We start from the raw sequence: 13,445 nt of genomic DNA on the forward strand, positions 1-13,445 counted from the left end.
GAAATAATGGTGTGATAGAGGAGAAGCTGTATGAATAAAGAAGAACGGCATTATTTTATTTTGGAACAATTGGAGATTGACGGTAAAGTGTTCGTGACTGATTTAGCTCGGATGAAAGAGGTAACTCCGGAGACAATCAGGCGTGATTTGGCGGAGCTTGAGCAGCAACGGAAATTAACGCGTGTTCATGGTGGCGCTGTTCCATACAACTCTTCGGAAACAGAAATGCTTTATGATAAAAAGCTGTCTTTGCATCTCGAGAAAAAGAGGACAATTGCAAAACGTGCCGCAGAAATGATTAACGATGGGGATACCATTGCCGTGGATGTAGGGACGACAACCGTTCATATTGCAGATATGATCCAAGATGTCCGCGGATTGACCATCGTGACTAATTCGTTAAGTGCAGCCTACCGCTTTAATTTGGCAATTGAGGAACGGCGGATGACTGGACAGGTGATTATGTTGCCGGGTGTAACCAACCCTTACCAAGCATCTGTAAGGGGTACCTACACTGTCGAATTTTTAAAGAGATTCCATTTTGATAGAGTGTTTATTTCCTGCGGCGGAATTACGAAGGAAGAAATCTATGATTTTGATATGGATGAATGCCTCGTATCGGAAACAATGATTGCGTGCAGCAAGGAAGCGATTCTCCTTACAGACTCTTCAAAACTAAATAAAAAATCCGTCTTTGAAATAGGCCCCATTTCAAGCCTATCCAAAATCATCTGTGATGACGAGCAACCAGAGGGCTATCATGGAAATGGCGTTGAATGGATCTGTGCGGACACTAAATAGGAAAGGTCGTAAAACATGAAAGTAGATTACCATATCCATCTGGAAGAAGGACCTTACTCGCTTTCTCTTGTGGAAAAAACTTTGAAGGCAATGGCGTGGTACGAACCGAATGAAGAAATGCATCATTCCAAGAAATGGCTTGAAAAAAGCATTGCCATAATGAGCAAACGGTTAGCTGAGGGGGAATACTCTCAATGGTGGTTGGATTTTTACCTGAAAGAAGCGATTACTAAAGGAATCAAGGAAGTAGGAATCGTCGATCATCTCTATCGATTCAAGGAAACAAAGGACTATTTCACAAAATATATGGACGTCGAATCAACTGAAGTGGGGACAAAACAGGCAAAGTGGCTGGATCAAGTAATGGTCAGAAGCCTGCCTGATTTTGTGGAATTCATCCAATCGCAAAAAGAACGCTGGGCATCCAAAGGGGTGCAGCTGAAACTTGGAATGGAAGCAGACTATTTTGTCGGCGGTGAAGCAGAGCTCGAGTCACTTTTGGAAGGATACGACTTTGATTATATTATTGGATCTGTCCACTTTAATAATGGGTGGGGATTCGATAATCCCGAACTTCAGCACAAATTCCAGGAGCATGATTTGCATGCGCTTTATAAGGATCACTTTGAAACGGTAAAAAAAGCAGCGGAAAGCAATTTGTTTGATTTTATTGCCCATCTGGATAATATGAAAGTCTTTAACTATCGCCCCGATGAAGCCTCTTTAATAGAAATGTACAAAGAGGTTGCCCGCGTGTTGGTTGAACAGGATATTGCGACGGAAATCAATCCGGGCTTATACTATCGTTATCCGGTGAAAGAAATGTGTCCAAGTGCGCAGTTTTTGGATGTGCTGCTTGCGGAAGGCGTTAAATTCACCATGTCCTCCGATTCGCATTTTCCAAACGATCTTGGAATTTATTCGAATGAAATTAAGGAAATGCTAGTGAAAAGAGGCGTGACAGAGATTGCGACCTTCGAAAAGAGACAAAGGATTATGAAGCCTCTTGTTGATTAATAGCAGAATAGATGAGTTGAAAATTTGGCCTTCTTAACGGTATGTTAAGGAGGTTTTTTTCGTTGTGGAGAACAGATGATTTAATGCTGGAAAAATTTAGAGCCAATGACTGGGCGCTTTTGCAGATATGTAACGATTTGTGGCTGAGGAAGGAAAAACACTCGATTAGATTATTTCTTATGGAAAGATTTGCGGCAGAGCACGGAAAACGATTCAATTAAATCGATTCTCATACCGCATTCTTAGACTGGACTGTCCATGTAATTGTGAAAATGGCTTAATCCTCTTTAAAGGATTAAGCCTTTTTTAATCTTGTATTCAAATATTCTGCACTATTGGACAACTCCGGCAGTAAGTGGTGCATTCCAGTCTAAAACCAGCTATTTATTCGACAGCTACGCAGTAATTCCCGCAACCGGCCCCCACACTGTCTCATATCGGGACAACACTTGCTCTATTTCTAAAAATCAATAGATTCTATTAAAAATTTGATACTTTTGGTTAAAATTCGATGAAGAGGGGATATATTAAATAGAATTTATTACGGTCACTTAAATTATATAGGCACATTTATGAAAATTTGCAATGAGAAAGCTGCCATTTTGTACATAATTCTACTACAAGTTGGCATATATAGTAACCGTACATAAAAAGGAGGTAGAACCGTGAGAAAAATATTATCCTTAATAGTTATGTTACTTGTGTTTGGGCTTGGGTTTTCAATATTTAATGATACTACCATTGCAACAGAGTCCACAAAGATAAATAAAGATGCGAACAATGCAGCCAACCTTCGTGCACAACCTAAAGTAGATGCTGCAACTGCTATATCGAAGAAAAAGCCAAAAGCTGCACCGACAACCATTACGGGTGGCCTTACTCCAAAAGAGGGGTTGGTCCTTACGTATAGTCCGTCATTCTTGGACGATCAAAAAGAGACTTTTTATGTAGAAAAAGATGGCGAGTCTACTTATCTCTACAATCCGAAGAGTCCTCATTATCCCCACATGCCAAACTATACGTACATTGAAGACAAAAAAAGACTTCTCGTGGGCGTAGCCAATTCGGATGTACTCTTCTTATCGGCATCGTATCCATTAAAACAAGGGAAGCACACAAAGGATCCTTGGAGTGAAAATAAACTATTAATAGAAAGCACAGCCAAGACCTTAAAAGTCAAAGCCGGAACATTCAAGAATGTAGTTGTATTCCGTTACCCCGATGGCTCAAGGGCATACCTTGCAAAAGATATCGGAATTATCAAGGGGACAGATAAAAACGGAAACACTACGATGGAATTGATTTCCGTGAAAGAAGAGAAGTAAGGAATTTTCCTATAAATAGCAGTGGGAACCGTAATGCTTCCCGCTGTTTAATTTTGTAAATTTAATTGAATCCAATAAGAAAATTGACCGTATACATAATAAACAGTTTCTTTCGGAGGCGTAATATGGATCAGTCATATAAGATAGCGATTATCGGTGGAACAGGTAAGGCGGGGCGTCATATTGCTTTTGCAGCGCTGGAGAATGGGTATCAAGTTCGTATGCTTGTCAGAAATCCGGAAAAGTTAGCTTTAAAGGATGATAGGATTGAGATAGTAAAAGGAAATGTAGAGAATGTGGAGGATATCCGAAATTTACTAAAAGGCTGTCAAATAGTTATTAATGCTTTTGGCCAGCCAACCAAAGAAAAACCGATTTACAGCAGTGTAACTGAAAAAATACTTGAGGTTATGGCCGATATACAAATTGATCGTTATCTTGGTGTTACGGGCGGCTCTCTAACTATTGCCGGAGATAGAAAAAGCATTTTAAATAAAATTGGGGCCAGGATGTTTGAACTCCTCTACTCTGAAATGATGATCGATAAGAAAAAAGAGTGGCATATTCTCAACCGAAACAAAAATATTAAGTGGACTCTTATCAGACTTCCTTTTATCGTTGAAGGCAAAGAGATGGGGTTGATCAAAGAAAATCTTGTAAATATGCCGGGTACAAAAATAACGAATCGGGATATAGCGGCTTTTATGATTAACGAAATTGAAAAACCGAAGTATATACAAAAAGCACCCTTTATCTCAAACTAATCATTGAACGCCTTTTTCGCTACCTAAACCAATCCGTTAAACAAACCATGGTAATAAATCCGAGGATAAAAGCAAAAGTCGCTGCTCTTTCATTGCCATCCCCATGGCTTTCAGGTATGAGCTCTTTATAAACAACAAACAGCATAGATCCCGCTGCGAACGCAAGAGCATAGGGGACAATGCCTTCAAATGACTGGCCAAATAATAATCCAACGATTCCCGCAAAGAGTTCAATCAATCCCGTTATCGTAGAAAAGAGAATGGCCTTGAATGGATTGATGCCCTGAGTGAATAAGAATAAGGCAATTAAAAAGCCGTCGGGTATATTCTGCAAACCGATCGCGAAAGAAACCATAGGTCCTAATTCTTGCGCAGGGCTGATGATGCTCGTACCGACAGATAACCCCTCCGGTATGTTATGTATTGACATGGCGATTAAAAATAATAATAGGTTCGGACTGTGTGAACTTTTCGCCGAATGGTTTAAATCAGTATGTGGTATAAGGCTTTCTATGATGGTAAGCACTAAAGTACCTATTAAAATACCGACGACCAAAACTGTAAGATTCGAGAGTTTGAGAGCGGAGGGTATTAACCCATAGGCCGAGGCCGAAACCATAATTCCAGCAGTATAGGCCAATAAAATATCTTTTCCTCTATGGGAAACGTCCTTGATCATGAGCACAGCCATAGCGCCTATGCTTGTACATAAAGAAGAAATCAGAATACTGGTTAGTGCGAGCGAGCTCATTAGTAACCTCCAGCAGATTAATAGTTGTTTCATTTTATGTTTGGACAAGGATTTTAGAAGTGTCGCAACCAATAACCATTTACGAGCAAGGCGTTTAACAACACTTTACAAATAATGCATTTGAATTTTTTTGCATGAGAATGCTGCCTTTATTTATCTATATAGCCCTCCAAATTTAACCTTGCCAAAATAAAAAAAGCCCCGGAAAACTGTAAAAACAGTCTCTCCCGGCTTTTATCTTTCCATGGCACGTCTAAGCGAGAATTTTCTCTCGGAGCAGGCAAAACGCGGTGCTGCAGAACCAAAGAAAACAATCACATTGTGTTATACACACGATTGAATTCTAGTATATTTAATTTATTAGATTGTGTGATCTTTATTAGTTGGTGGGACAATCGTTTTTATTGTCCCCTTAGAAGCCATCCCATTGATGACTGACATAAAGAATTGCAGAATGGGACCTCCCAGGCAAACGGTCAATATCGTGCCAATCCCGATTGGTCCATTGAATAGCGCGGCCATTGCCAAGAAAACAATATAGATGATGGTCTTCGCAAAGAACAAGCTTTTTCCACTTAAATCCCGAATGATCAACATCAAACGATCGACGGGGATGGGTGCCAAATTTGCGTGCAAGTAGATAGCGCTTCCCAGACCGATCACGATCAACCCGATTGCCAGACAAAGAAGTTTTGTAGCAAATAGTTCCGGCTGTAGGGAGTCCTGCAATAAGAAAAGCCATAGATCAATACCTACCCCTGTTAGAAAAGCAGTGAGCAGACCCGAGAATTCAGGTCTTTGTCTGGCCAAGAGCGAATTAATAACAATGATGCAAAAGGCAATCAGGATTTCCCAACTTCCTACCGTAAGACCCACTTTTTTCGAAAGCCCAACCAACAGAGCATCAAAAGGTGATGTCCCCAAGTCGGATAGAATCGTCAGCACAATCCCAAAAGTTAATAGAAAATTACCGATAAAATAAAGGAAATATCTTGTTCTATGTAAACCGTTCATCACTATTTCGCCACTAATTCTTTCGTCATCAGGACATGCGGAATGCCGTCTTCCATAAACACATCCGAAGTAGTTTGATAGCCAAGCTTTTGATAGAAACCTTCTGCTTGTGTTTGACCATGCAGCTTAACACGTTCCATCCCTTTTTCTTGTGCGATTTCTTCCAGTGTGTGAATGATTGCCTTTCCTAGGCCGAATTTACGGTAAGGCTCCAAGATGCAAATTCTCTCCAATTTACCGAACTCATCCACAATTCTTAATCTTCCCGTTCCGACCACTTTTTCTTCGTAGGAAATCAAAATGTGCTTGCAGCGTCCATCCAGCGTGTCAAATTCATCAAATTCATCTTCCAATGGTACGCCTTGTTCCTTTACAAATACTTCTTTTCGGATACCAAACGCTTTTTCCAAATCATTTTCATTCGTTATTCTTTTTGCATTCATCGTCTTCGGTCCTTTCGGGAATTTATATATGTAGACAAATCATCATAATCTTTGTACAGTATATACGAAAGTAATTTTGTTGTAAATACAACAAAAATGTTGGGAGTTTTTTCGATGAAGGACATTCTTCGTGAAATCGGGATGATTGCAAGGGCATTGGACTCGATCAGTAACATTGAATTCAAAGAGTTTGACCTTACCAAAGGACAGTATTTGTACCTTGTTCGAATTTGTGAACATCCCGGAATCATACAGGAGAAATTGGCCGGAATAATCAAGGTTGACCGGACAACAGCAGCACGGGCCATAAAAAAGCTGGAGATTCAGGGGTTTATTGAAAAGAGAGATGACGAAGACAATAAGAAAATTAAAAAGCTTTATCCAACTCAGAAAGGAATGCAGGTCTATCCCTTTTTAAAGAGAGAAGGAGAGCATTCCAACAAGGTGGCGTTAGACGGGTTTTCCGAACAAGAAGCAGAAACCATCTTTCATCTTCTTCAAAGAGTCAGGAAAAACATCGAAGGGGACTGGGAATCTGTGAAAAAAGGAAACAAGCGGGATTACTAAGGAGCTGAATGGAAACATGACGATAAAAAAGTGCAATCATGATGATTTGCAAACACTTCAAGAAGTAAGTATCGAAACTTTCCATGATACATTTAAAGAGCAGAACTCACCTGAAAATATGAAAACTTGGGAAAAGCGTTAATTCTAATCAATTGGATGTAGAGCAAACGGATTTTATTATGAGCAAGACGCTTTCCTGATTCAGGGGAAATTTAAGATGGGATGGGACAATTGGCGCAGGAAAAAGGGAGAATTTTGTGCGATATACAATGATAACTAACTCGGTTACCATTAATCTTATAGTAAAAAAACTGTGAGGTGAATCTTGTTGAAAAAGCAAAGGTGGCTGGGGATTTTCATAATGCTAATCTGCTTGCTGGCCGCATGCAGCGAGGAAGAACCTGTAGCTGAAAATGAGAAACAGCAAGAGGAGATGAGTGTGGAAGGACCTGCTGTATCAGAACAAGAAGATGAAAAGGTTGAGGATTTAAAAGATAGCGCGCCTATACCGCAATCGTTTTCCGAATCGACAGCCTATCCACAGAGAGGAAAGTTTGCAGGAGAGACTTTTACAGATCAGCAAGAGATAATGGAGGTCCTGGACAACTTCCCCGTATTGACTGAAAACTCCTCCGAACAAGAGAAAAAAGAGGCGAAGCAATATTTATTGTCTTTATTTAAAGAAGACTTGAGCATGGTTGACGTTCCGATCGATCAATGGGAATCCATGCAATTTAAGGACCCCGATGGCGAAAGTGATTCGCTTGCATTAAAAGAAAATTACAATGTCGTCATCTTGCTGGATTCCAGCGGGAGTATGGCGAACTATGAAAATGATAAAACACGCATGCAATTGGCGAAAGAGTCCATACAAGCGTTTGTTGAAAGCCTTCCGAAAGAGGCAACCGTTTCATTACGCGTTTACGGACATGTTGGAACTGGCAGTGAGGAAGATAAAGCAAAGTCTTGCTCCACAGTTGAAGAAGTGTATCCGCGCAGTACATATGAAAGCAGTAAATTTTCCGAGTCATTGAACAAGTTTGATCCTGCCGGGTGGACGCCAACAGGATTAGCGATAAAACAAGTGGAAGAGGATTTTAAGCAATATAGCGGTGAGCAAAATACGAATATCCTGTATATTGTCAGCGACGGAGTGGAAACATGTGATACGGATCCGGTCGGCGCAATCGAATCACTTGCAGATTCCGCAATCCAGCCAGTTGTGAATATTATTGGTTATCATGTGGATAACGAAGGATTGGAACAGTTGAAGGAAATGGCAGAGGTTTCGAATGGAAAATATGTTAACGCCGTCAATCAAGAACAATTAAATGCCGAATTTAAACAGACGGTTGATATGGCCAAAATTTGGTCGGATTGGGATAGTGATACGAAAGAAACCTTAAACCAGTTGTTCCAAACAATTCAAACACAATTGAATGATTGGCACAAACAGCAACAGGCCCTTATTAATCTTGAACATAAAAATTTACAGGCTGCAACGAACTATTTGCATCAAAAGGAGATTTTAAGTGGCGACGTCTTTTTGGAATTCGATCGCGATTATAGGGACTACTTCCTTACGGTTGATTCGGATGCGAGAGATCTTTTTCTTGAGCTGGACAGTTTAAACAGGGATTCATTTCTGGATAACTGGAAAAATGTGACGGATCGCTTTTTGGAAAATGTCCATTAGTTTTATGAACAGAGAACTTTCCCGCTTAGGGAGGGTTCTTTTTTTAGTTGGAGCAATCTCCTGCTGTTGAAAAGATAAAAACCACTCTGAGTGAATGGTTTTTATCTCACTACTATTTAATCTAAAATGGGAATTGCCGTTCCTGTTCTTGTACCGACACCCATTTTGTTTCGGTGAATTCATCAACAATCCAAGGATTGCCATAGCGGCCAACTCCACTTGCTTTAACGCCGCCAAACGGCACATTCGGTAAATCGTTGACAGTTTGGTCGTTCACATGTGTCATGCCGGCTTCCACGCGTAATGCCAGTTCCTCTCCGCGAATAATATCTTTTGTAAAGATGGCGGAGCTTAAGCCGTATTCCGTGTCATTTGCCAATTCAATTGCGTGGTCATCAGATGTAGCTTTAATGAGTAAAGCAATCGGCGCAAATAGTTCATTTTGTGCTGCTTCACTTGTATTATCCACATTTCCGAATACATATGGCGTCAAGACATTGCCGTCCAGTTGACCTTCCAGTAATAGGTCGGCTCCCGCAGCCTTCAGCCTTTCAACGTTTTTCAAAGCTTTCTGTAATTGTACTTGGTTAATCAGCGGGCCTATAATTGTCGTTGGATCTTGTGGATTTCCATACGGCAATGAACGTGCATGTTCTACAAATTTTTCCGCAAACTCTTCATATAAATCTTCATGTATGATAAAGCGATTTATAGCCATACAAATTTGTCCTGCATGCAGGAATTTACCGAATATCGCAGCTTTTACGGCTTGGTCAACATCCGCGTCTTTTAAAACGATGAATGGACTATTTCCGCCGAGTTCAAGTGCCACCCGCTTGAATAATCCGCCAGCTACTCGTCCAATATGGCGACCAACTGCTGTAGAGCCTGTAAAGCTTATTAATTTTACATCTGGGTGATCCAGCATGGCATCGCCTATCTCTTCAATATCTGTTAACAAAGAGTTGAAGACCCCCGCTGGAATGCCGGATACTTCAAGTGCCTTTGCAATCACGGAGCCTGATGATAGACCTGCTTGGATATCCGGCTTGTGAACAACAGTGTTTCCTAAAGCCAACGCAGGTGCAATGGAACGGATAGATAAGTATAGCGGAAAGTTGAAAGGAGCAATTGTTGAGACAACCCCTAAAGGCAATCGGTAGACATGGTTCGCTTTATCGGGCATTGTGGGATCGGCCGTTTTTACTTTTCCCAGTGAATCAACAATTTTCAATGTTTCTTCCAACAATCCAAGTGTTAAGTGTAATTCAATATTGCTCTTTAAGACACTGCTGCCTGTTTCCAAAACTAATGTCTGGACAATCGCTTCTTTATGATCTTGTAAATATTGAATAAAGTTTTTCAGAACATCTTCACGCAATTTCGTGTTTGCTGCCCATTCCGCTTTCGCTTCTTTTGCCGCTTTGAAAGCGTCTTGAAGTTGTGCCTTGGATGCAATGCGGATGGAAGCAATTGGTGAAGCATCAAATGGATTCAAGTCATCATAGGTGCGCCCCGAATTGCCTTCTACCCATTGCCCATTAATAAAACTTTTGGTCATTGATAAAAAGGCTGAATTTTTTGCTCCCTCATTTGTGAGTTTGACGTGTGACATTTTTTTCTCCCCTTTGCTTTCGTCTAAAAAACTGTAAACATGTTAGCTATTAGCTAAATAAAACACTGTTTACAAGTTTAGTATATATAAATAATTTGAAAAGTTAAATAATTGTTGTGTTAATTTATGGGAATTATTTCTTGGTGAGATAGAGCGAAGCTGAACTGTTCGGGTTTTTGATATGTGATTGAATTGGGTGATATTTGTATGCGATCGTTGTTGAATTTAGCGAGTTATAGGAAGTTTCTAATCTACTGTTTCTCACTGAGTTCCAGTCAACTGTAGTTTTACAAATGTTCTAATCGAGTGTTTTAGCATGAGGGTGAGTCAAATGTGGTTATAGAAGCGTTCTAATTGAGTGTTTTAGCATGAGGGTGAGTCAAATGTGGTTATAGAAGCGTTCTAATTGAGTGTTTTAGCATGAGGGTGAGTCAAATGTGGTTATAGAAGCGTTCTAATTGAGTGTTTTAGCATGAGGGTGAGTCAAATGTGGTTATAGAAGCGTTCTAATTGAGTGTTTTAGCATGAGGGTGAGTCAAATGTGGTTATAGAAGCGTTCTAATTGAGTGTTTTAGCATGAGGGTGAGTCAAATGTGGTTATAGAAGCGTTCTAATTGAGTGTTTTAGCATGAGGGTGAGTCAAATGTGGTTATAGAAGCGTTCTAATTGAGTGTTTTAGCATGAGGGTGAGTCAAATGTGGTTATAGAAGCGTTCTAATTGAGTGTTTTAGCATGAGGGTGAGTCAAATGTGGTTATAGAAGCGTTCTAATTGAGTGTTTTAGCATGAGGGTGAGTCAAATGTGGTTATAGAAGCGTTCTAATTGAGTGTTTTAGCATGAGGGTGAGTCAAATGTGGTTATAGAAGCGTTCTAATTGAGTGTTCTAGCATGAGGGTGAGTCAAATGTGGTTATAGAAACATTCTAAACGCCCGTTTATGCTCAAAGCCATGTCAAACGGGATAATAGAAACGTTCTAAACGCCCGTTTATGCCCAAAGTCATGGATGACCCAAATCCTGCACCATAAATGAATAGGATGAATTTTCTTTAAAATTAATTTGATAGAATTTGGCCCTATCTTTACAATAAAGGTAAACGAACAATAAAGAGGTTGCTGTTTAATGGCAAAACGATCACTACATACAAAGATTGTGGGACTCACTTTATCCCTAAGTTTTTTCATCATTCTTCTATTAACAATTTACTTTACTTATATGAACGGGAAGCAAATCGTGGAAGATCGAGGGCGCTTGGCTTTGGAATTATCGAAAACCGTTTCGCTCATGCCGACGATTATTGAGGCCTTTGAAACGGACAACCCTTCCGGAACAATCCAACCGGTTGTGGAACAAATACGACAAAAAACAGGGGCAGAATTTATCGTGGTCGGAAATAAGGATGGCATCCGCTATTCCCACCCGAACGAAACCGAAATTGGAAAGAAAATGATGGGCGGGGATAGCCAAAGAGCCCTTGAAAAAGGGGAATATTATGTCTCTCAGGCTCGCGGATCCCTTGGGTTATCTATGAGAGGAAAGTCTCCCATATTTAATGAAGATGGCGACATTATCGGTGTGGTTTCAGTCGGGTTCCTGGTGGAAGACATTGAGAACCAGGTAGCGAAAGTGCTTTCGAAAGAAGTGGTTATTTCGCTATTGGTGCTCATTGCTTCCATAGTCGGAAGTAATCTGCTTTCGAAAAGTATACGGAAAGATACCTTAGGGTTGGAGCCTTATGAAATCGCCAATTTATATAAAGAAAAAAATGCCGTCCTTCATTCTGTACAAGAAGGAATTTTGTCGGTCGATCAGCAAGGGATGATTACGTCGATGAACCAGCGGGCAAAAAGTTTGCTGGGCATCAGAGGGGCTGTTCGCCATTCGAAGGTAGATGATTTATTTCCATCCCATCATTTATATGAAGTGTTAAAAACCGGAGAGCCCAAGTTCGATAAAGAAATAACATGGAAAGAAAAAACGATTATTGTCAGCTACACACCGATTTTCGACGAAAAAAGTGTTAGAGGGGTCGTTGCCTTGTTCCGGGAAAAGACGGAAATTGAACAGATGATCAATGCCTTATCGGAAATGAAAACTTATTCTGAAGAGCTGCGGGCACAGACTCATGAATTTACCAACAAATTATATGCACTGTCGGGATTATTGCAGCTGGGAGAATATGAGGAAGCAATCATCATGATTCAAGGTGAAACATCTGAACTGCAGTTCCAGAATCAAATTGTATTCCAGCAGATCAAAGATACGAAAGTCCAGGTGATTTTGCTAGGAAAGTTGGGGAAGGCTTCGGAGAAGAAGATATTATTTGAAATCGATTCCGAAAGCTACATCGAGAAGCTTCCGGAGCATATCAATCTTTCCCAGTTAACGCTGATACTTGGGAATATCATTGACAATGCATTCGAGGCAGTTTACGGCAGCAATGACCCCATCGTAAACTTTTTTGCGACGGATTTAGGAGAAGATATCATCTTTGAAATCAGTGATAATGGTACCGGCATTTCTGATGAAGACCTGCCTGTCCTATTCCAACGGGGCTTTACATCTAAAGATGGTGAAAATACAAGAGGATATGGGCTTTCTAATGCAAACAAAGCAGTAAAAGAACTGGGTGGAATTATAGAAGTTCATAATGGGAAAGAAAACACTGTATTTACGGTGTATCTTCCTAAGAAAGTGTAGGGGGAAAGAACCGTGAAAATTATTAAAGCCGTCATTGCGGAAGATGACTTTCGTGTAGCCACGATTCATGAAAAGTTTTTAGTCAATTATAAGGAAATTGAAGTGGTCGGAAAAGCTTTAAACGGAAAAGAGACACTTGACCTGTTAAAGCAAACGAATCCCGATTTGCTTTTGCTTGATGTATATATGCCGGATCAACTAGGGACTGATTTGCTTCCAATTATTCGCAAAGAATTTCCAGCTGTGGATATTATAATGATTACAGCGGCTACCGATAAAGAAATTCTGGTCAAAGCACTACAATACGGAATCGAGCATTTTTTGATCAAGCCGGTAAAAATGGAACTCTTTCACCAAATTATCGAAGAGTATCTAACGAAATCGCAGCTTCTTGAATCCAAACAAGAAGTGGATCAGGATTTAGTCAACCGACTTTTTCGAAAAATCGATTCTTCATCGAGTAATTCGAAAGACTCTTCTTTGCCGAAGGGAATTGACGAGATTACCCTGGTTAAAGTAAAAAGTGTTTTAAAATCATGTGAAACCAGCTTATCGGCGGAACAAGTCAGTGAGAGAATCGGGGCTTCAAGAACCACTGCGAGACGATATCTGGAATATCTGATTACCGTCAAAGAATGCAAGGCGGAAGTGGTTTACGGTGTTGTCGGCAGACCGGAGCGCAGATACCATAAAATTTGAATCAAAGTGGACACTTCAATGGAGAGTGTCCACTTTTTTCGTTACACGAAATTT

At 40.3% G+C, this 13,445-nt stretch carries 13 protein-coding genes and 1 pseudogene; 10 read left to right on the top strand and 4 right to left on the bottom strand.

The annotated features are described in order from the left end of the window. Positions 1-30 precede the first annotated feature (30 nt). From D1B33_RS10075 to D1B33_RS10090, 5 genes are all read left to right on the top strand, one after another. Complete coding sequence (locus D1B33_RS10075) at positions 31-801, top strand: DeoR/GlpR family DNA-binding transcription regulator (protein ID WP_118876256.1); 771 nt, start codon at positions 31-33, stop codon at positions 799-801. A gap of 15 nt (positions 802-816) precedes the next feature. Next, positions 817-1,818, top strand: coding sequence for a histidinol phosphate phosphatase domain-containing protein (locus D1B33_RS10080; RefSeq protein ID WP_118876257.1), 1,002 nt, complete (start codon positions 817-819; stop codon positions 1,816-1,818). A gap of 62 nt (positions 1,819-1,880) precedes the next feature. After that, positions 1,881-2,039, top strand: a complete 159-nt coding sequence (locus tag D1B33_RS18455; RefSeq protein WP_158582959.1) for a hypothetical protein — start codon at positions 1,881-1,883, stop codon at positions 2,037-2,039. 444 nt (positions 2,040-2,483) lie between these two features. After that, positions 2,484-3,143, top strand: coding sequence for a hypothetical protein (locus D1B33_RS10085; RefSeq protein ID WP_118876258.1), 660 nt, complete (start codon positions 2,484-2,486; stop codon positions 3,141-3,143). A 125-nt stretch (positions 3,144-3,268) separates the two neighbouring features. Then, positions 3,269-3,907 carry an NAD(P)-dependent oxidoreductase gene (locus tag D1B33_RS10090; protein WP_118876259.1) on the top strand — a complete coding sequence of 213 codons (639 nt, stop codon included), beginning with the start codon at positions 3,269-3,271 and terminating at the stop codon, positions 3,905-3,907. Positions 3,908-3,926: 19 nt separating this feature from the next. Here the strand turns inward: D1B33_RS10090 and D1B33_RS10095 are convergent, their stop codons facing one another. The 3 genes from D1B33_RS10095 to D1B33_RS10105 all read right to left on the bottom strand — a co-directional run bounded on the left by D1B33_RS10095 (position 3,927) and on the right by D1B33_RS10105 (position 6,115). Next, positions 3,927-4,658, bottom strand: a complete 732-nt coding sequence (locus D1B33_RS10095; protein ID WP_118876260.1) for a ZIP family metal transporter — start codon at positions 4,656-4,658, stop codon at positions 3,927-3,929. 360 nt (positions 4,659-5,018) lie between these two features. Next, positions 5,019-5,672 (bottom strand): YczE/YyaS/YitT family protein, encoded by a 654-nt coding sequence (locus D1B33_RS10100; protein WP_233549456.1) that lies wholly within the window; start codon positions 5,670-5,672, stop codon positions 5,019-5,021. A gap of 2 nt (positions 5,673-5,674) precedes the next feature. Then, entirely contained in the window at positions 5,675-6,115 is a 441-nt protein-coding gene (locus D1B33_RS10105) for a GNAT family N-acetyltransferase (protein WP_118876261.1), read from the bottom strand. A 114-nt stretch (positions 6,116-6,229) separates the two neighbouring features. Here D1B33_RS10105 and D1B33_RS10110 point away from each other — a divergent pair, with 114 nt between their 5' ends. The 3 genes and pseudogenes from D1B33_RS10110 (at position 6,230) to D1B33_RS10120 (ending at position 8,378) form a co-directional block, all read left to right on the top strand. After that, positions 6,230-6,682, top strand: a complete 453-nt coding sequence (locus D1B33_RS10110) for a MarR family winged helix-turn-helix transcriptional regulator (RefSeq protein ID WP_118876262.1) — start codon at positions 6,230-6,232, stop codon at positions 6,680-6,682. Between the two features lie 16 nt (positions 6,683-6,698). After that, positions 6,699-6,821: pseudogene (locus D1B33_RS10115) on the top strand (GNAT family N-acetyltransferase); the annotation flags it as partial. A 222-nt stretch (positions 6,822-7,043) separates the two neighbouring features. Beyond that, the gene (locus D1B33_RS10120; RefSeq protein WP_118876263.1) at positions 7,044-8,378 is read left to right on the top strand and encodes a vWA domain-containing protein; all 1,335 of its coding nucleotides are present in this window, start codon (positions 7,044-7,046) and stop codon (positions 8,376-8,378) included. A gap of 121 nt (positions 8,379-8,499) precedes the next feature. On the opposite strand, the gene D1B33_RS10125 is transcribed toward D1B33_RS10120, so the two are convergent. Next, positions 8,500-9,993: an aldehyde dehydrogenase family protein gene (locus D1B33_RS10125; RefSeq protein ID WP_118876264.1), complete on the bottom strand. Its 1,494-nt coding sequence runs from the start codon at positions 9,991-9,993 to the stop codon at positions 8,500-8,502. Positions 9,994-11,114: 1,121 nt separating this feature from the next. Between D1B33_RS10125 and D1B33_RS10130 the strand changes: the two genes are divergently transcribed. Together D1B33_RS10130 and D1B33_RS10135 are read left to right on the top strand one after the other, a co-directional pair. After that, positions 11,115-12,692 (top strand): ATP-binding protein, encoded by a 1,578-nt coding sequence (locus D1B33_RS10130; protein WP_118876265.1) that lies wholly within the window; start codon positions 11,115-11,117, stop codon positions 12,690-12,692. Positions 12,693-12,710: 18 nt separating this feature from the next. Then, positions 12,711-13,391, top strand: a complete 681-nt coding sequence (locus D1B33_RS10135) for a response regulator (protein ID WP_118876383.1) — start codon at positions 12,711-12,713, stop codon at positions 13,389-13,391. The last annotated feature ends 54 nt before the right edge of the window (positions 13,392-13,445 follow it).

The organism is Ureibacillus yapensis, from assembly GCF_003515775.1.
Lineage (GTDB): Bacteria > Bacillota > Bacilli > Bacillales_A > Planococcaceae > Ureibacillus > Ureibacillus yapensis.

Coding starts and splice junctions, on each gene's coding strand:
- D1B33_RS10075 (WP_118876256.1), top strand. CDS start 31: ATGAATAAAGAAGAACGGCATTATTTTATTTTGGAACAATTGGAGATT.
- D1B33_RS10080 (WP_118876257.1), top strand. CDS start 817: ATGAAAGTAGATTACCATATCCATCTGGAAGAAGGACCTTACTCGCTT.
- D1B33_RS10090 (WP_118876259.1), top strand. CDS start 3,269: ATGGATCAGTCATATAAGATAGCGATTATCGGTGGAACAGGTAAGGCG.
- D1B33_RS10095 (WP_118876260.1), bottom strand. CDS start 4,658: ATGAGCTCGCTCGCACTAACCAGTATTCTGATTTCTTCTTTATGTACA.
- D1B33_RS10100 (WP_233549456.1), bottom strand. CDS start 5,672: ATGAACGGTTTACATAGAACAAGATATTTCCTTTATTTTATCGGTAAT.
- D1B33_RS10105 (WP_118876261.1), bottom strand. CDS start 6,115: ATGAATGCAAAAAGAATAACGAATGAAAATGATTTGGAAAAAGCGTTT.
- D1B33_RS10110 (WP_118876262.1), top strand. CDS start 6,230: ATGAAGGACATTCTTCGTGAAATCGGGATGATTGCAAGGGCATTGGAC.
- D1B33_RS10120 (WP_118876263.1), top strand. CDS start 7,044: ATGCTAATCTGCTTGCTGGCCGCATGCAGCGAGGAAGAACCTGTAGCT.
- D1B33_RS10125 (WP_118876264.1), bottom strand. CDS start 9,993: ATGTCACACGTCAAACTCACAAATGAGGGAGCAAAAAATTCAGCCTTT.
- D1B33_RS10130 (WP_118876265.1), top strand. CDS start 11,115: ATGGCAAAACGATCACTACATACAAAGATTGTGGGACTCACTTTATCC.